Source organism: Streptomyces ziwulingensis (genome assembly GCF_039542605.1).
In the GTDB taxonomy this organism is placed as follows: Bacteria; Actinomycetota; Actinomycetes; order Streptomycetales; family Streptomycetaceae; genus Streptomyces; species Streptomyces ziwulingensis.
This window is the reverse complement of record NZ_BAABIG010000022.1, coordinates 320,836-337,879: the sequence shown is the minus strand read 5'-3', so window position 1 is coordinate 337,879 and position 17,044 is coordinate 320,836. Positions and strand designations below refer to the sequence as shown.

14 protein-coding genes are annotated in these 17,044 nt (G+C 71.4%); 2 read left to right on the top strand and 12 right to left on the bottom strand.

Translation table 11 applies throughout. The annotated features are described in order from the left end of the window. Positions 1 to 34: 34 nt before the first annotated feature. Positions 35 to 1,273, bottom strand: coding sequence for a cytochrome P450 (locus ABEB00_RS12515; protein ID WP_345619489.1), 1,239 nt, complete (start codon positions 1,271 to 1,273; stop codon positions 35 to 37). Positions 1,274 to 1,615: 342 nt separating this feature from the next. On the opposite strand from ABEB00_RS12515, the gene rph reads away from it, so the two are divergent. Together rph and ABEB00_RS12505 are read left to right on the top strand one after the other, a co-directional pair. Further along, on the top strand, positions 1,616 to 4,291 hold the full coding sequence (gene rph / locus ABEB00_RS12510; RefSeq protein ID WP_345619488.1) for a rifamycin-inactivating phosphotransferase: 2,676 nt from the start codon (positions 1,616 to 1,618) through the stop codon (positions 4,289 to 4,291). A 1,463-nt stretch (positions 4,292 to 5,754) separates the two neighbouring features. Then, positions 5,755 to 7,092 (top strand): tetratricopeptide repeat protein, encoded by a 1,338-nt coding sequence (locus tag ABEB00_RS12505; protein WP_345619487.1) that lies wholly within the window; start codon positions 5,755 to 5,757, stop codon positions 7,090 to 7,092. A 115-nt stretch (positions 7,093 to 7,207) separates the two neighbouring features. Here ABEB00_RS12505 and ABEB00_RS12500 read toward each other — a convergent pair whose 3' ends face one another. The 11 genes from ABEB00_RS12500 to ABEB00_RS12450 all read right to left on the bottom strand — a co-directional run bounded on the left by ABEB00_RS12500 (position 7,208) and on the right by ABEB00_RS12450 (position 17,012). Continuing rightward, positions 7,208 to 7,882 carry a response regulator gene (locus ABEB00_RS12500; protein ID WP_345619486.1) on the bottom strand — a complete coding sequence of 225 codons (675 nt, stop codon included), beginning with the start codon at positions 7,880 to 7,882 and terminating at the stop codon, positions 7,208 to 7,210. Continuing rightward, on the bottom strand, positions 7,879 to 9,228 hold the full coding sequence (locus tag ABEB00_RS12495; RefSeq protein WP_345619485.1) for a sensor histidine kinase: 1,350 nt from the start codon (positions 9,226 to 9,228) through the stop codon (positions 7,879 to 7,881). Before ABEB00_RS12495 ends, ABEB00_RS12500 begins: the two co-directional genes overlap by 4 nt. A gap of 103 nt (positions 9,229 to 9,331) precedes the next feature. After that, positions 9,332 to 10,222 (bottom strand): alpha/beta hydrolase, encoded by an 891-nt coding sequence (locus ABEB00_RS12490; RefSeq protein WP_345619484.1) that lies wholly within the window; start codon positions 10,220 to 10,222, stop codon positions 9,332 to 9,334. Positions 10,223 to 10,481: 259 nt separating this feature from the next. Next, positions 10,482 to 10,832 carry a hypothetical protein gene (locus ABEB00_RS12485; RefSeq protein WP_345619483.1) on the bottom strand — a complete coding sequence of 117 codons (351 nt, stop codon included), beginning with the start codon at positions 10,830 to 10,832 and terminating at the stop codon, positions 10,482 to 10,484. Between the two features lie 45 nt (positions 10,833 to 10,877). Next, a complete protein-coding gene (kynU, locus tag ABEB00_RS12480) occupies positions 10,878 to 12,059 on the bottom strand; it encodes a kynureninase (RefSeq protein ID WP_345619482.1) in 1,182 nt (393 codons plus the stop codon). Next, positions 12,052 to 12,927, bottom strand: a complete 876-nt coding sequence (locus tag ABEB00_RS12475; RefSeq protein ID WP_345619480.1) for a tryptophan 2,3-dioxygenase family protein — start codon at positions 12,925 to 12,927, stop codon at positions 12,052 to 12,054. Before ABEB00_RS12475 ends, kynU begins: the two co-directional genes overlap by 8 nt. A gap of 146 nt (positions 12,928 to 13,073) precedes the next feature. Continuing rightward, positions 13,074 to 13,487 carry a DUF3151 domain-containing protein gene (locus ABEB00_RS12470; protein WP_345619478.1) on the bottom strand — a complete coding sequence of 138 codons (414 nt, stop codon included), beginning with the start codon at positions 13,485 to 13,487 and terminating at the stop codon, positions 13,074 to 13,076. A gap of 57 nt (positions 13,488 to 13,544) precedes the next feature. Then, positions 13,545 to 14,576 (bottom strand): class II fructose-bisphosphate aldolase, encoded by a 1,032-nt coding sequence (fbaA, locus tag ABEB00_RS12465; protein WP_345619477.1) that lies wholly within the window; start codon positions 14,574 to 14,576, stop codon positions 13,545 to 13,547. A gap of 187 nt (positions 14,577 to 14,763) precedes the next feature. Further along, entirely contained in the window at positions 14,764 to 15,312 is a 549-nt protein-coding gene (pyrE, locus tag ABEB00_RS12460) for an orotate phosphoribosyltransferase (protein ID WP_345619476.1), read from the bottom strand. A gap of 10 nt (positions 15,313 to 15,322) precedes the next feature. Continuing rightward, positions 15,323 to 16,111, bottom strand: a complete 789-nt coding sequence (locus tag ABEB00_RS12455; RefSeq protein ID WP_345619475.1) for an aldose epimerase family protein — start codon at positions 16,109 to 16,111, stop codon at positions 15,323 to 15,325. 46 nt (positions 16,112 to 16,157) lie between these two features. Further along, the gene (locus ABEB00_RS12450) at positions 16,158 to 17,012 is read right to left on the bottom strand and encodes an SRPBCC domain-containing protein (RefSeq protein ID WP_345619474.1); all 855 of its coding nucleotides are present in this window, start codon (positions 17,010 to 17,012) and stop codon (positions 16,158 to 16,160) included. Positions 17,013 to 17,044: the final 32 nt, after the last annotated feature.

Sequence of the window (17,044 nt, the reverse complement as noted above, 5' to 3'; positions counted from 1 at the left end):
CGCCACCCGCCGACGGTCAGTTCACCCCCGTCGCTCAGTCCACCCCGGACGCCGATACCTCCACCGGCAGCCCGGCCAGCCCCCTGATGACGAAGTTCGGCTTGCGTTCGGGGTCCGTCGTGGGGGTGAGCCGCGGGGCTCGTTCCAGCAGGGCCCGCATCGAGGCGGCCAGTTCGATGCGGGCGAGCGGGGCGCCGATGCAGTAGTGGAGGCCGGCGCTGAAGGAGATGTGCGGGTTGTCCGCGCGGGTCAGGTCCAGGCGGGCGGGGTCGGCGAAGACGGCCGGGTCGTGGTTGGCCGAGCCGAAGAGGAGGGCCACCTCCGCGCCCCGGGGCAGGACCGTGCCGTCGATCTCGGTCTCCTCCAGGACCCAGCGTTCGAAGAGCTGGAGCGGGGTGTCGTAGCGCATCAGCTCCTCCACGGCCGTCGGGACCAGGGAGTGGTCGGCGCGGAGGGCGGCGAGCTGGGCGGGGTTGCGGAACAGCGCCCACCAGCCGTTGACGGTGGCGTTCACCGTGGCCTCGTGACCGGCGTTGAGCAGCAGTACGCAGGTGGAGATCATCTCCTGCTCGGTGAGCCGGCCGTCGTCCCCGTCGTGCGCGGCGATCAGCCCGGAGACCAGATCCTCGCCGGGTTCCTCGCGGCGGGCGGCGATCAGGCCGCGCAGGTACTCCGTGAACTCGACCGACGCGCGGACCGCCCGCGCCGCGGTCTCCTCGGACGGGTTCAGCTCGTACATGCCGCAGATGTCGGCGGACCAGGGGCGCAGCGGTCCACGTTCGGACTCCGGGATGCCGAGCATCTCGGCGATCACCGCGACGGGGAGCGGTTCGGCGACATCGGTCAGCAGATCGCCGCCGCCGGCCGCGACCAGCCGGTCCACCAGGTCGCCGGCGAGCCCGCGCACGTACGGCGTCAGCCGCTCCACCGTGCGGGGGGTGAACGCCTTCGACACCAGGCGGCGGATGCGGGGGTGGTCCGGCGGTTCCAGGTCGAGCAGGCCGTGGTCGTTGAGGGTGTGGAACGGCTCGTGCTCCGGCGGCGGCGCGGTGCGGCCGAACTCCTCGTGGGAGAAGCGGTGGGTGTAGGTACGGCCCAGGCGCCGGTCGCGCAACAGCGCCGAGACGTCGGCGTGGTGCGGGACCAGCCACTGGCCGGTGGGCGCGAAGTAGTGCACCCGGCCCCGGGCGCGCAGTTCGGCGTAGGCCGGATACGGGTCGGCGAGGAAGGCGGAGTCCCAGGGATCGAACGCGAGGTCGGGTGCAGCCGTCATGGACGGACGATAAGGGTTCGCGACGAGGCCGACACGTTCTGGGACGGAGACGCCGCCGAGGGCACCGGAGTGTTCGGCAGCCTGAAGGTCGGCACCGCCTACACCGACGTGGACTGACCCCCGCCCCGGACAACGACAAAGGCAGCGGCAGCGGCAGCGGCAGCGGCAGCGGCAGCGGCAGCGGCAGCGGAAATGACAAAGGCAAGGAGACGTCTCGCTCTCCTTGCCACTCTCAACGTATAGCGCACCGGGGGGCTTGCCACAAGGCCCTGGTCACGGCGGAGAATCGGCGGCCGACGGCCACCGCGCCCAGCGGAGTACGGCCGGCTCGGAGGTGGCGCGATGGTTGAGCGGGTTGAGCGGGTTGCGCGGTACGTGTGGGATCTGCGGGAGATCGATGAGACGTGGGTCGCGGCGGTCGGCGGTAAGGGCGCGCACCTGGGCGGGCTGTCGCGGATCGACGGCATCCGCGTGCCGGAGGGCTTCTGTGTGACGACGGACGCCTTCCGCCTGGTCCTGGCGCAGGCACCCTCGGTCGGCGACCGGCTCGAACAGCTCGACCGGCTGTCGGGCGCGACCCCGGACGGCCGGGAGGCGGTCCGCGGGCTCAGCGCGGAGATCCGCCGGACCGTCGAAGGCATCGCCGTCCCCGGCGACCTCGCGGCGGAGATCACCCGGGCGCTCGCCGGGCTCGGCGAGGGGGCCGCCTGTGCCGTCCGGTCCAGCGCGACGGCGGAGGACCTGCCGACGGCCTCGTTCGCCGGCCAGCAGGACACGTACCTGAACGTCGTGGGGCCGACGGAGGTCCTCCGGCACCTCAGCCGGTGCTGGGCGTCCCTGTTCACCGAGCGGGCCGTGACCTACCGGCGGCAGCACGGCATCGATCACCGTACGGTCCACATGGCCGTGGTCGTGCAGCGGATGGTGTTCCCGCAGGCGTCCGGCGTCCTGTTCACGGCCGACCCTGTCACCGGCAACCGCACGGTGGCCACCGTGGACGCGGGTTTCGGCCTCGGCGAGGCCCTGGTCTCCGGCCTGGTGAACCCGGACGTCTTCAAGGTGCGGCACGGCGAGGTGGTCGCCAGGACCATCGCCGCCAAGGAGCGTGCCGTGCGGGCGCTGCCGGCCGGGGGCACGCGGGAGGTGGCGATCGACGCGGAGCGGCAGGGGCAGCCGGCGTTGACGGATGCGCAGGCCGTGCGGCTGGTGCGGCTCGGGCGGCGGATCGAAGCGCACTTCGGCCGCCCGCAGGACATCGAATGGTGCCTGGCCGACGACGACTTCCAGATCGTCCAGAGCCGCCCGATCACGACACTGTTCCCCGTCCCCGAGAGCGAGACCGAGACCGGGAGCGAGAGCGAGACCGACGGCCGGGAGAATCGCGTCTACGTCTCCGTCGGCCACCAGCAGATGATGACCGACGCCATGAGGCCCCTGGGGCTCTCCATGTGGCGGTTGACGGCCATGGTGCCGATGCACGAGGCCGGCGGGAGGCTGTTCGTCGACGTCACCCCGCGCCTGGCCGGGCCCGCGAGCCGCGCCGCGCTCCTGGACCTCATGGGGAAGGGCGACCCGCTGGTCAGGGACGCGCTGGAGACCGTACTCGACCGCGACGACTTCGCCCTGTCGCTCCCGGACGCGGCTCCGGGCGGACCACCGTCCGGACCCGCGCCCGCCCCGATCGAGAACGACCCGGCCCTCGTCACCGAGCTGATCGAGCGCAGCCGGGCCTCCGTGGCCGCCCTGGAGCGCGACCTCCGGACGAAGAGCGGACCCGCGCTGTTCGACTTCCTGCCGACGGCGTTCGAGGAGCACAAGCGGGTCCTCAGCGACCCGTTGAGCATCCAGGTGATCATGGCCGGGATGGAGGCCACGTGGTGGCTCAACGACAAGCTGGGGCAGTGGCTGGGCGAGAAGAACGCGGCTGACACGCTCACGCTCTCCGCCCCCGACAACATCACCTCGGAGATGGGACTGGCGCTGCTCGACGTCGCGGACGTGATCCGCCCGCATCCGGAAGTGGTCGCGTTCCTGCGGGGCGTGGGCGTGGGCGTGGGCGTCGAGAACGACGACTTCCTGGACGAGCTGGCGAAACTCCCGGGCGGGGCCGAAGCGCGCGACGCCGTCGAGACCTACCTCGACCGGTACGGCATGCGCTGCGTCGGCGAGATCGACATCACGAGGCCACGGTGGCGCGAACGTCCCGCCACGCTCGTACCCGTGATCCTCGACAACGTCCGGAACTTCGAGGCGGGCGCGGCCGGGCGCCGCTTCGAGGAGGGGCGGCGGAAGGCGCGGGAGAAGGAACGGGACGTGCTGTCCCGCCTGCGGTCCCTCCCGGACGGGGACCGGAAGGCCGACGAGACGAAGCGGATGATCGACCGGGTCAGGACGTTCATCGGCTACCGGGAGTACCCGAAGTACGGCATCGTCAGCCGCTACTTCCTCTACAAGCGGGCCCTGCTGGCGGAGGCCGACCGCCTCGTGCGGGCCGGCGTGCTGCCCGAGCGGGAGGACGTCTTCTACCTCACCTTCCAGGAACTCGACGCCGCCGTGCGCTCGCACAAGGTGGACGACCGGCTCATCCAGCGACGCAAGGACGCGTTCCGGTCGTACCAGGCGCTCACCGTGCCCCGGGTGCTCACCTCGGACGGCGAGGCCGTCACCGGGGCGTACCGGCGCGACGACGTACCGGCCGGCGCCCTGACCGGCCTGGCGGTCTCCGCCGGGACCGTCGAGGGAAGGGCCCGCGTCGTCCTCGACATGGCGGACGCCGACCTCGAAGCGGGCGACATCCTGGTCACCACCTTCACCGACCCGAGCTGGTCACCGCTGTTCGTCGGCATCGCGGGCCTGGTGACGGAGGTGGGCGGCCTGATGACCCATGGCGCGGTGATCGCCCGCGAGTACGGGCTGCCCGCCGTCGTGGGCGTGGACCGGGCCACCCGCCTGATCCGGGACGGCCAGCGGATCCGCGTCCACGGGAGGGACGGGTACGTCGAGATCCTGCCCGCGTGAGGGTCACGCCGGGAAGGAGAGGGGGCTCGGGTGGGGCTCTTGTCAGTGCGGGTGTCCGGTGGCCTGCTCGTGCGGGTCCTGGTCCCCGCTTGGCTCACCGGGTCCGAAGAATGGGTCCTGCATGGGCAGGAGGATCGTCACATCGCAGACCTCACAGACGCTACAGCCTCCACCAGACTCCGAAGGGCAACTCATGAGACCTCTCGTGTTGTGGATGGGTAAAGCCCCGTCCGGTGCCACGAGGAGAGCACACGAACGGGGCCCTCTTCCCTGCGCCGGTGCTCGTGATCACCGACAGCAGCGGGTCTACACGGCCCTTCCCCGGGCGACTGTCAGGGCAACGACAGTCACCCATGCGAGCCACCCGCAGAGGGCCGCCAAGTGGCTCAGACGACGCGCAGCGCGCTTGGGGGCGCCGTCCACTCCACACCCCCGCCCACAGGCCGGACGAACGCCATGGGTTCCGTTATGCGCTTTCCCTCGCGAGGCTGCGCCGGATCGGTCCAGCGACGGTCAACAGCCGTCAGCACGCCGACCCGTTCGCCATCCGTCACGCGCTGGCCGATGAGGCGGTGAGTCACCATCACGCACCCCCCTTCCCGGGGGACGTGAACAAGTGGGGCAGGCCGGGTTCCCTGACCGACTGGTCAGCTTCCGCCTGCGCGGCCACCATGGACGGGTCGATGTACTCCCAGTCGCACCTGCCAGGGTGACCACGGAAAATCGTGCACCCCGAGGCCATCGGGTTCTCTGCCCTGAGGCAGACCTCGCCATCCGCAAGCCATTGAGGGCCCGACTCGTCACGCCAGCAGAGGTAAACGTCAGTACAGGGTTCCGAACTTGCCCCGTTACGGAGGAACGCCGCGTGATGGTCGTGCGGTACGTCCTCCACCTCGCAGCGAAACAGGTACTCCCCCACGGATTCCGACACCCACTCGATGCTGTCGAACGCGGTGGGCATCAGCTCCGCCGTCGCCTGGACGTCGCTGTCGAGCAGGGTTCGTGCCTCGCAGCGGTACATCACGCGACTCCGAACGCGTCGCACATCCAGCACTGACCGGGCGGGCAGGGTCCGTGCGGTTCGGTGTCCTGAAGACGGAACACGATCCATCCGTTCTCCAGCACTCCGCCGCACAGTTCCCACCAGAGGCCGTCAGGGCCCGTCTGCGGCTCTACGGGAACGTCCTGGGGGCTCGGCTCCGGGCCCGATAAGGCGCTCTCATGGGCCGTCAGGTGCTTTGAGGGGTGGTTCATGTCCTGCGTCCTGCCCGCCGGCAGTCGGTGTGCTCGTGCATGTGGGTGTGCGTCGTTTGGGTCTTCCCCGTCATACCTACCGTCCCCTCACGTCGTCAGTTCGGCTGCTCACAGAAAGCAACCGCGTAACCCAGCGGACGGGTACCGTTGCAAGAGCGTCGGAACTTAAGAGCTTTGAGCGGCTTACAGATGCGGGGAGTTGATCATCGGTGACCGGTCCCAACGAAACGCTCGTCCGGCTGCACCAGCAAACCGGCTGGACCCTCAGGCAGTTTGCCCAAGAAGTCAACAAGCTGGGAACTGAACGGGGTACGCCCCTCAAGTACCGCGAACCATCCGTGCACCAGTGGCTCAAAGGGCACCTTCCCAAAGAGTCGGTCCGCCCGCTGATTTTGGAAGCGTTGGCCCGCAAGTTAGGCCGCCCGATCACGCACAGCGAGGCGGGTTTCCCGGCTCCTCCAGCCGACGACTCCAATGCGCTCCGCGGTACCGCGGAAGGATTGCTGGACCTGGGAAGACAGGATATGGATCCGACGCGCCGCAGCGTGCTCGGCGTCGGCCTGTTCTCTGTCGCCCTCACGGTGCCGAATTGGCCGGACGTCGTAGGCCGCATGGAAGCTGTTCAAAGCGGCGATACTCAGCGCATAGGAATGTCTGACGTTCAGACAGTCATCGCGATGACGGAACGCCTTTCAGAAATTGATGACCAGTTCGGCGGCCGAACAGCACGACCGATGGCCGCCGCATATCTCGTGAACACCATTGCTCCATATCTCCGCGCTGACGCGCCGGAAGACGTACGCAAAGCAATGATGGCAGCGGCATCAGATCTTTTATACCTCACGGGATACATGGCGGTGGATGAGGGCGTGCACGGGATGGCACAGCGCTATTACCTAAAGGCCCTCGAACTTGCCGGGGCAGCCGAGGATCACCTCACGTTCTGCACCACTCTCCGGGGGATGAGTGTTCAGGCCGTGGACCTCGGGCACGGGCCCGAAGCCCTGCGCCTTGCTGACGCAGCCGCCGCAGCCGCCCCGCAGGCCAGTCCCCGCATGCGTGCTTTCCTCGCCGGACAACAGGCGCACGCAGCCGCGAAGGAGGGAGACAGGCGAACGGCTCTACAGCGCATCAAGGAAGCCGAAACAGCAATGGAAAAAGCTGAATCCCAGTACAGGATTTTCGGATCCTACAACCCTTCTGCATTGGCTTACCATATTGGTCAGGTGCGTTACGAACTCGGGGATGTGACCGGCTCTATTGCTTCTCTGGGGGAGTCGGACCGGTTGCGCCCAAGCTTCTTCCGGAGAACGAGCATTCGATACCTGTCCATGCTTGCTGAACGTCAGTTGCAGGTGGGTCATTTGGAAGCAGCATGCGATACCTGGGGTCGAGTCCTGGAGATCTACCCTCTCGTTCAATCCGGGCAATGCGACCGAAACATCATCGACATGCATAGGCGAATCCGCCCCTTCCTGAAGAACGCCAAAGCGCGCGATCTCCACGAACGGGCACGGACAGTAACTCCCGCAAACTTGCTCCCGTGAATCTGAATGCTTCAACCCTGGCATAACCGGGATGTGTAACAACCCCCGTAACGCACCCGTCGCCAGAAGACCGTGAAGCGATAGGGAAATACGTCTGGTGCGAACTCGGCGCCGCTCAGCCCGGCGTCACCAGTCGCGCCTCGTAGGCGAAGACCGCCGCCTGAGTGCGGTCCCGCAGGCCGAGTTTGACCAGGACTCTGCTCACATGGGTCTTGATCGTGGACTCGGCGACCACCAGCCGCGAGGCGATCTCCGCGTTGGACAGGCCCTGCGCGATCAGGACCAGCACCTCCGTCTCCCGGTCGGTCAGGTCGCCGTAGGCCGCGTGTGCGGTGGGCATCAGGCGCGGGGTGTCGGAGAGCTTGGAGAACTCGGTGATCAGACGCCGGGTGACGGAGGGGGCGAGGAGGGCCTCGCCGGAGGCGACCACCCGGACGCCGTCCGCGAGTTGGCGTGCCGAGGCGTCTTTCAGGAGGAACCCGGAGGCTCCCGCGCGCAGCGCCTGGTACACGTACTCGTCGAGGTCGAACGTGGTGAGGACCAGCACCTTCGACGTGCTGTCCGCGGCGACGATCTCGCGGGTCGCCTCGATACCGTTCAGCTCCGGCATACGGATGTCCATCAGGACGACGTCGGGGACGAGTTCGCGGACCTTGTCGACCGCGTCCCGGCCGTTGACGGCCTCGCCGGCCACCTCGATGCCGGGCATCGCGTTCAGCAGTACCGAGAAGCCCTCGCGGACCATCATCTGGTCGTCGGCGATCAGCACCCGGATCGTACGGCTGGTCATGCGTCCCCTTCGCGCACGGCGGCGACCGGCAGGAACACCGCCACCTCGTAGCCGCCGTCCGCCGTCGCACCGGCCGTCATCTCACCGTCGAGCATGCTCACCCGTTCCCGCATGCCGGTGACTCCGTGCCCGGCACCGGGTGAGGGCTTGATCAGGGCGGCGGCGGGCGGGGCGGCGTTGACGATCCGCAGGCCGAGGCCGCCCAGGACGTAGGAGACCTCGACGCGGGCGCTCGCGCCGGGCGCGTGCCGCAGCGTGTTGCTCAGCGCCTCCTGCACGATCCGGTACGCCGACAGCTCGACGCCGGGCGGCAGCTCACGGACCGCGCCGGTCACCGCCTTGTCCACCGCGAGCCCCGCCTCCCGCACGTTGGCGAGCAGGGCGTCCAGGTCGGCGAGGGTGGGCTGCGGGGCGTCGGGAGCCTCGTAGTCCTCGGCGCGCACGACGCCCAGGACGCGCCGCAGCTCGGTCAGGGCGGCCACCGCGTTCTCCCGGATGGTGGCGAAGGCCCGCTCCAGTTCCTCCGGCGGGTTCTGCACCCGGTAGGGCGCCGCCTCGGCCTGGATGGCGACCACCGACATGTGGTGGGCGACCACGTCGTGCAGCTCACGGGCGATGGTGGTGCGCTCCTCCAGCAGGGTGCGGCGGGACCGCTCGTGCGCGGTGACCGTCCGCTGTGCGGTGACCTCCTGCACCGCCTCGCGCCGGACGTGCCGGACGGCGACCGTCAGGAGGGCCAGCGCGGAGACGATCAGCATGGGGGCGGTGTTGGAGAAGTAGTAGTCCGCGCCGAGGAACGTGTCGGCGCCGAGGCTGTAGACGGCGGTGAGCGCCCACATCCAGGCCGCCGTCCGGGGCCGGGTGCGCAGTGCCACCACCGTCAGCACGATCAGATGGCAGGCGAAGCTCCCGGGAGACCAGGGCCACTCCTCCCCCTGTTCGGCGAACAGCACGGTGACCGGCGCCGCCGCCAGCGACACCCAGAACGCGCCGACCGGCCGCACCAGGGTCAGCAGGACGGGGACCAGGGCGAGCAAGGCGTACAGCAGCTCCACGACGCCGCCGGCGCCGATCGTCCCGCCGAAGGCGATGAGCATGGCGATCAGTCCGGCCGCCGCCACCGCGGCGTGCGGGGCGTGGGCCGCCAACTCCCGCGTGCGGCCGGACAGCCGCCGGGTGAGGCGGCCGTCGGTCCGCATGGGAGGCAGCGGGCGGTACGCGAAAGCGTCGTGGCACAGGTCCTGCCGCAGCCCGCGCAGGGCGTCCGCGGCCACCCGGAACTCCGGGCTGCGCGGTCCCTCCCCACGTTTCGGCGGAGTGGACGGTATCTGGGTCGTCTCGGTCACGTACCCAAACGTAGGGGCGCGCGGGCGGCGGCGTCGTCCGCTGCGAGAGGGGTCCTCAGGGGTCCCTCTCAAGTACTACGCACGGGGGCACCAGGAAAACGGGTCACCACGCGAGTTGGGCGATCTCCTCCGCCACCACCGCGCAGGCGTCCGCCGCCGGGTCGATCAGCGGGAAGTGGCCGACGTCCTCCAGCAGCGTCACCCCCACCACCTCCCCCGCCCTGGCCGCCGCGTCCGCGTACGAGTCGGCGACCGCCTGCGGCACGTCCGTGTCGGTCCGGCCCTGGACGAGGGTGGTGGCGATGCCGGTCGGCAGCAGCAGCGCCGGATCGGCGTACGGCCGACGCGCTACGAAGTCGTCGGCGCCGCCTAGGAGTTGGCGCGCGGCGTCCCCGCACACCTCCAGCTTGCCGGCGACCTCGAAGTCGGCGATCGGGGCGAGGGCGACCACCCCGCGCAGGGGCGGGGCGTGCTCGGTGCGCCAGGGGGCGTCGGCGGGCAGCACATGACGGGCCGCGGCCCACAGGGCGAGATGGCCGCCCGCCGAGTGACCGGTGAGGACGGTCCGGCGCGGGTCGGCGCCCGGCAGGTGCGCGCGGACCAGCGCGGGCAGGGCGTCGAGGGCGGCGGCCACGTCGTCGAAGGTGTCCGGCCAGCGCCCGGCCACCGGCGCGCCGCCCGCCTCGCCGCCGCCCCTGCGGTACTCCACGCTCGCCACCGCGAACCCCCGGCCGGCCAGGAAACCGGCGAACGGGCTGAGGTGGCGGCGGTCGTACGGGGCACGCCAGGCACCGCCGTGCAGGGCGACGACGACGGGCGCCGGTCCGCCGGGGCCGGCCGAGGTACGCGGGAGGTAGAAGTCGATCACCTGGTCGGCGTGGTCGCCGTAAGCGGCGGAGGCGTCGGGGGCGACCGGGGGGTGCGCCAGGAGCGACCTCTCCTCGGCGGCGTTCCGCGCGACGGCGTTCCCCGTTTCTGCGGCAGCGTCCGGCATGCTCCAACCTTCCTGCGACGAAACGGCGTTGACCCACCAGGAGAAAGGAATCGGCCGTTGGCGGGACGTTATCAGGCCCGTGACGTGCGCGAACACGGGGTTGTCACGCTGGGTGAGGGCAACCGGTACGGCAGGGGATGGGGGTGGACGGCGGTGAACGGCGGTGAACGGCGACTGACGGCGGCTGACGGCGATTGACCTGGTGATCCCGGTGATCCCGGTGATCCCGGTGATCCTGGTGATCCCGGTGATCCCGGTGTCACTCCCGGAACACCGGGGGCCCGGACGGCTCCCACCAAGCGGTGAGCCCCCACACCCCGAGCGCGAGGGCGGCCACCGCCCCCAGCACCGCCGCCCACGGCCGGCCCACCACCGTCAGCCCGGCCCGCCAGGCGACGACCGGCAGCAGTGCGCCGCCGAGGGCGATGAGCGGAAAGTCGAGATAGAGCACGCTGAGGTCGCGGTGCTGCCCCTCGAAGCCGCCGGTCACGTTGACCCGGGCGAGCGGGGCCCAGGCCAGCACGGCGATCACGGCCCCGGCACCCGCCAGCAGACAGCCGGCACCGCTACCGGCACCGGCACCGGCACCGGCCTGAGTCCGTCTCTTCACACCCGCCTCGACGTGCGGACTCCCCCGCACGGTTCCCGGCCCCTCTCAGAGCACCTCCGCCAGCACCCGTGCCGCCCGCTCCACGTCCGCGAAGGAGACGTACAGCGGGGTGAAACCGAAGCGCAGGAGGTCCGGGGGGCGGAAGTCGCCGACGACCCCGCGCCCGATCAGCCGCTCCATCACGGCGCCGGCGTCCGCGCAGCGCAGGGCGACCTGGCTGCCCCGCTCGGCGTGCGCGACCGGCGTCACCGACTCCACCCGGCCCGCGGGCACGTACTCCCCGACGCACCGCAGGAAGAAGTCGGTCAGCGCCAGCGACTTGGCCCGCACCGCCTCGACCGTCACGCCGTCCCACACGTCGAGGGCGGCTTCCAGGGCGAGCAGGGACAGGATGTCCGGCGTGCCGACCCGGCCGCGCGGGGCGCCCGGGGCCGGTGCGTACGCGGACCGCATACCGAACGGCTCGACGTGCGAGTTCCAGCCGGGCAGCGGCGAGTCGAAACGGTCCTGGAGGCCGTGGCGGACGTACAGGTAGGCGGGTGAACCGGGGCCGCCGTTCAGGTACTTGTAGGTGCAGCCGACCGCGAGGTCCACGCCGTGCGCGTCGAGCCCGACGGGCAGCGCGCCCGCGCTGTGGCAGAGGTCCCACACCGTGTACGCCCCCGCCGCGTGCACGGCGGCCGTGAGCGCGGGCAGGTCGTGGAGCCGGCCGGTGCGGTAGTCGACGTGGTTGAGCAGCACGGCGGCGGTGCGCGGGCCGAGCGCCGCCGGGACGTCTGCGGGCGCCACCGGCCGCAGCGTCCGGCCGGTCATCCGGGCCGCCGAGGCGGCGATGTACCCGTCGGTGGGGAAGGTGGTCGCGTCGACGAGGATCTCGTCCCGGTCCTCCCCCGCCATCCGCACCGCCGCCACGACGGCCTTGAAGACGTTGACGCTGGTGGAGTCGCCGACCACGACCTGCCCCGGCGCGGCCCCGACCAGCGGCGCGATCCGGTCGCCGATCCGCTCCGGCGCCGTCCACCAGTCGCTCTCGTCCCAGGACCGGATGCGCAGCTCGCCCCACTGCCGCCGTACGACGTCCTCGACCCGGCCGGGGACGTGCGCGGGCAGCGCGCCCAGCGAGTTCCCGTCCAGATACACCCCGTCGTCGAGGACGAACCGGCCGCGCACCGCGGCCAGTTCGTCACTCGCGTCCCACTCCGCCGCGCTGCTCGTCAGCTCAGACATACGACCGCGCCGTCCACAGCTCGGGGAACACGTTCTTCCGGGCCCGCTTCTCCAGCCAGGCCACCCCGGCGGAGCCGCCGGTGCCGGTCTTGGCGCCCATCGCGCGGCGGGTGGCGACCAGGTGGTCGTTGCGCCAGCGCCACACCAGCTCGGCGACGTCGCTCAGCGCCTCGCCGAGCCGCGCCAGCTCGCCGTTCTGGTCGCCCGAGTAGACGGCCGTCCAGGCCGCCTCCACCTCGGGCGCCGCCTCGTACGCCCGGGAGAGGTCACGGCCGAGCACGGCGTCCGGGATGTCGTACCCGCGCCGCGCCAGCAGCCGTACCGCCTCGTCGTACAGGCTCGGCTCGTGCAGCGCCTTCTCCAGCTCGGCGTGGGCGCGCGGCGACCCGCGGTGCGGGACCAGCATGGACGCGGACTTGTCGCCGAGCAGGAACTCCAGGCGCCGGTACATCGCGGACTGGAAGCCGGAGCCCTCGCCGAGGGAGTCCCGGTAGGAGTTGAACTGGGCCGGCGTGAGCCCGCCGAGCGGCTTCCAGGAGGCGTTGAGCGCCTCCAGCTCCCGCACCGACCGCTTCAGCGCGTCCTTGGCCACCTCGGTCCGGTCCTCGCGCAGCGCGCGGGCCGCGGTCTCCCACTCGTGGACGATGACGGTGAACCACAACTCCATGACCTGCGTCGTCACCAGGAACACCATCTCCCCGGGGTCGTCGGAGAGGAGGTGCTGAAGGTGGGTGAGCACGTCCGCCTTGACATAGTCCTCGTACGGCGTGCTGCCCTCGAAGTCGAGATTCGGGTCGGCATCCACCACGGGACGCGGGTCCGGGTTCGAGTTCGGGTCCGGGTTCGGGTTCGGGGCGTCGTGGGACATCGCTGTCTCCTGAGGGCACTACGGGTAGCGGTCCGCCCTGCCGTTACCGGCACGGGGCCCCGGTCCCCGACGGCATCCTCCGCAATCATCCCAGGTGACCGCAAGGCCCGCCCGTGCGGACGGGCCCCAAGGGGTCACGCGCGGGGTCAGCCGAGTACGTCGGCCGCCTCCGGCGAGGAGTCGCGCAGGAACTGGCTGCAGCGCTCGTACTCCTCCTTCTCGCCGATCGCCTGGGCGGCGCGGGCGAGGGCGTGCAGGGCGCGCAGGAAGCCGCGGTTCGGCTCGTGCTCCCAGGGCACCGGGCCGTGGCCCTTCCAGCCGCCCCGGCGCAGGGCGTCCAGGCCGCGGTGGTAGCCGGTACGGGCGTAGGCGTACGACTCGACCACACCGCCCCGGTCGAAGGCGTCGTCGGCGAGCTGGGCCCACGCGAGCGAGGACGTCGGGTACCGGGCCGCGACATCGGTGGGGGAGGCACCGCCCGCGAGCAGCTCACGCGGCCCGGGGTCGTCGGGAAGGAGGGTCGGAGGAGGTCCTCCGAGCAGGTTCTCGTGAATGGCCATGCACCCAGTCTGCTGCATGCCGGGGGCCCGGCACCGCGAGGGTGCCGGACCCGTCGTTCACTTGATCCGGGTGCCCGCCGAGCGGAGGTTGCCGCAGGCCTCGACGACGCGCGCGGCCATGCCGGCCTCGGCCAGCTTGCCCCAGGTGCGCGGGTCGTAGGTCTTCTTGTTGCCGACCTCGCCGTCGACCTTCAGGACGCCGTCGTAGTGGGCGAACATGTGGCCGGCCACCGGACGCGTGAACGCGTACTGGGTGTCGGTGTCCAGGTTCATCTTGATCACGCCGTTCTCCAGCGCGGTGGCGATCTCCGCCGCGGAGGAACCGGAACCGCCGTGGAAGACGAAGTCGAACGGCTTGGCGCCGGCCGGCTGCCCGTACTTCGCGGCGATGCCCTCGTTCAGCTCCTTGAGCAGCTCGGGACGGAGCACGACGTTGCCCGGCTTGTACACGCCGTGCACGTTGCCGAACGAGGCGGCGAGCAGGTAGCGGCCCTTCTCGCCCAGGCCCAGGGCCTCGACCGTACGGACCGCGTCGTCGACGGTCGTGTACAGCGAGTCGTTGATCTCGTGGGTGACGCCGTCCTCCTCGCCGCCGGTCGGGGTGATCTCGACCTCAAGGATGATCTTGGCGGCGCGGGCGCGCTCCAGCAGCTCGGTGGCGATGGCGAGGTTGTCGGCCAGCGTCTCCGCCGAGCCGTCCCACATGTGGGACTGGAAGAGCGGGTTGCGGCCGGCCTTGACGCGCTCCTCGGAGACCGCGATCAGCGGACGCACGTACCCGTCGAGCTTGTCCTTCGGGCAGTGGTCGGTGTGCAGGGCGATCGTCACGTCGTACTTCGCGGCGACGATGTGCGCGAACTCGGCGAGGGCGACGGCGCCGGTCACCATGTCCTTGCTGTGCTGGCCGCCCAGGAACTCGGCGCCGCCGGTGGAGATCTGGACGATGCCGTCGCTCTCCGCCTCCGCGAAACCACGCAGGGCCGCGTGCAGCGTCTGGGAAGAGGTCACGTTGATGGCCGGGTAGGCGAACTTTCCTGCCTTCGCCCGGTCCAGCATCTCGTTGTAGACCTCGGGAGTTGCGATGGGCATGTCCGCTCCTTGTTGTGCGGGTGGGCGTGGTGCGTGCTTACGGCCCTGACCTAGACCTTGCGGGCGACGTCATCGTCGGCCCCATCTTTCCAGACCCGGGGGCCGGGTGAAATGCGCCGAGTGGGCTCGGAACGGATCAGGGGCGGAGGGCCGGGCGGAGGGCCGGGCAGGGGGGCCGGGCGGGGGGTCAGTCCAGGCCCAGTTCGTCCTTGCCGAAGGCGAAGCGGTACGGGACGCCCGCGGCGTCCTGGATCTTCTCGGCGGCGCCGGTCGCCCGGTCGACGATGGTGGCGACGGCGACGACCTCGGCACCGGCCTCGCGGACGGCCTCCACCGCGGTGAGCGGGGAACCACCGGTGGTGGAGGTGTCCTCGACGACCAGGACGCGGCGGCCCGCGATGTCCGGGCCCTCGACGCGGCGCTGCAGGCCGTGCGCCTTCGCCGCCTTCCGTACGACGAAGGCGTCCAGCCGCCTGCCGCGCGCGGCGGCGGCGTGCAGCATGCTCGCGGCGACCGGGTCGGCGCCCATGGTCAGGCCGCCGACCGCGTCGAAGTCGAGGTCCTCGGTCAGGTCCAGGAGCACCTGCCCGACCAGCGGCGCGGCCTCACCGTCGAGGGTGACGCGGCGCAGGTCGACGTAGTAGTCGGCCTCCAGACCCGAGGAGAGGGTCACCTTGCCGTGCACCACGGCCTTGTCCTTGATCTGCTGCAGCAACACGCCACGTACATCACTCATGCCGGCCAGCTTAGAGGCGGCGCCAGCGCCACGTCGTGGTGGCCTCCAACGGCTCCAGGGGCGTGACCAGGCGCGGGGCGGTGTTGAGCCCGTTGGGCGGCCCGGTCTGCGGCTCCACGCACACGGCGGCCTCCTGCTCGTCGTAGACCACGGCCCACGGCTCGGGGCTGGTCACGTTCAGCTCCAGCGTGCCGGGCCAGGTGAGGGTGACGTCGACACCGTCGGGCATGCCGAAGCAGTCGTCCCAGGGGCCGGGGCGGGGGGCGGTGCGGTTGCCGGTGGGCAGGTGGTCCGCGCCGCGCTCCTCCTGCCAGGCGGCGTCGAAGGCGATCTGCACGCCGGTGCCGTCCAGCTCCCGCTGGAACCAGGGGTGCCAGCCGAGCTGCGCCGGGAAGGACGAGTCGTACGTCTCCACGGCCAGGGTGAGCGTCAGCGCGTCCGGCGCGAGGGCGAACACCTGGGTGACCCGGCCCGGGTAGGGCCAGGGATCGGTGAGGTCGTACGTGAGGACGGCCTCGTCGGGCGCGGTGCGGGCGGTGGCCCAGGCGCCGTCGCGGGCGAAGCCGTGGATGGCGTGCGGCGGGGAGTTCAGCGGCATCTGGTGGACGGTGGCCCCGTCGTGGAAGCGGCCGTCGCGGATGCGGCCGCACCAGGGGACCATCGGGAAGCAGCCGTAGCGGTCGCCCTGGCGGAGCAGTTCGACGCCGCCGAGGCGCAGCGAGCCGAGCCGGCCGCCATTGTCCGGCAGTACGGTCGCCTCCGCGTCGCCCGCGGTCAGAGTGATCTTCTTGGTACTCACGCCCCGACCCTACTGGGGTGAGGGCCGCCGATATGGCCCGTCCGGGTCAACGGCGTCGGCGCAGCGCGCGGCCCACGACGATCGCCGACGCGAGGACCACCGCGGCGGCGGGCGCGGCCCAGCGCAGGGAGGTGACGGAGGCGGAGTCCTCCGGGACCGGGACGGGTGCGTACCGTCCACGCGGCGGGGCGTGGTCGACCTCCTCGGCGCTGCGCCCGATCATCGTCCGCCGGGCATGAGCCGCCTCGGCCGGCGGCACCACCGCCCCGTCGTCCTCCGGCTCCCTGCCGAGGGCGGACGGGGGGACGTCGGCGTCGAAGACGGAGGAGGGGGGATCGGGGAGGGCCGGCGGCTCGGCATCCGTACCCGTGCCCGTACCCGCAGCCTCCTCCGTTTCCGTACCCGCCGCCGTGTCCGCGGCCCCCGTTTCCGTACCCGCCGCCGTGTCCGCGGCCTCCGCCTCCGTGGCCGATCCCTGACCTGCCGTTTCGGCGAGGCGTTCCGCGAAGCGGGTGAGCAGGCGGGTCGCGGAGGCGGCGACGGCGTCCGCGGGGAGTTCGGTGAGACGTCCGTCCGCCGTGGCCGTGCCGGTGAACGCCAGTGTGCAGCCGCCGTCGCTCTCCCGGACCCGCAGGGCCAGCGCCAGCGCCACCGTGCCGGTGCCCCGCGTCTCCGTGGCGTCGCCCTCCAGGACGTAGCCGCCGTCGCCCCCGGCGGACAGCCGCACCGCGCCGCGGTAGGTGACCGAGTGGCTGCCGACGCGGACCTTCAGCCGGCCCGCGATCGGCTCGGCGCCGGCGTCCTGCTGGAGCCCGGGCACCGCGCCGGCGACCCGGGCGGGGTCCGCCAGCGCCTCCCTGAGCCGCTCGGCCGGAACCGGAACGAACACCTCATGCTCCATGTCTGCGGAGCCTACCCAGCGGACGGCCGGAG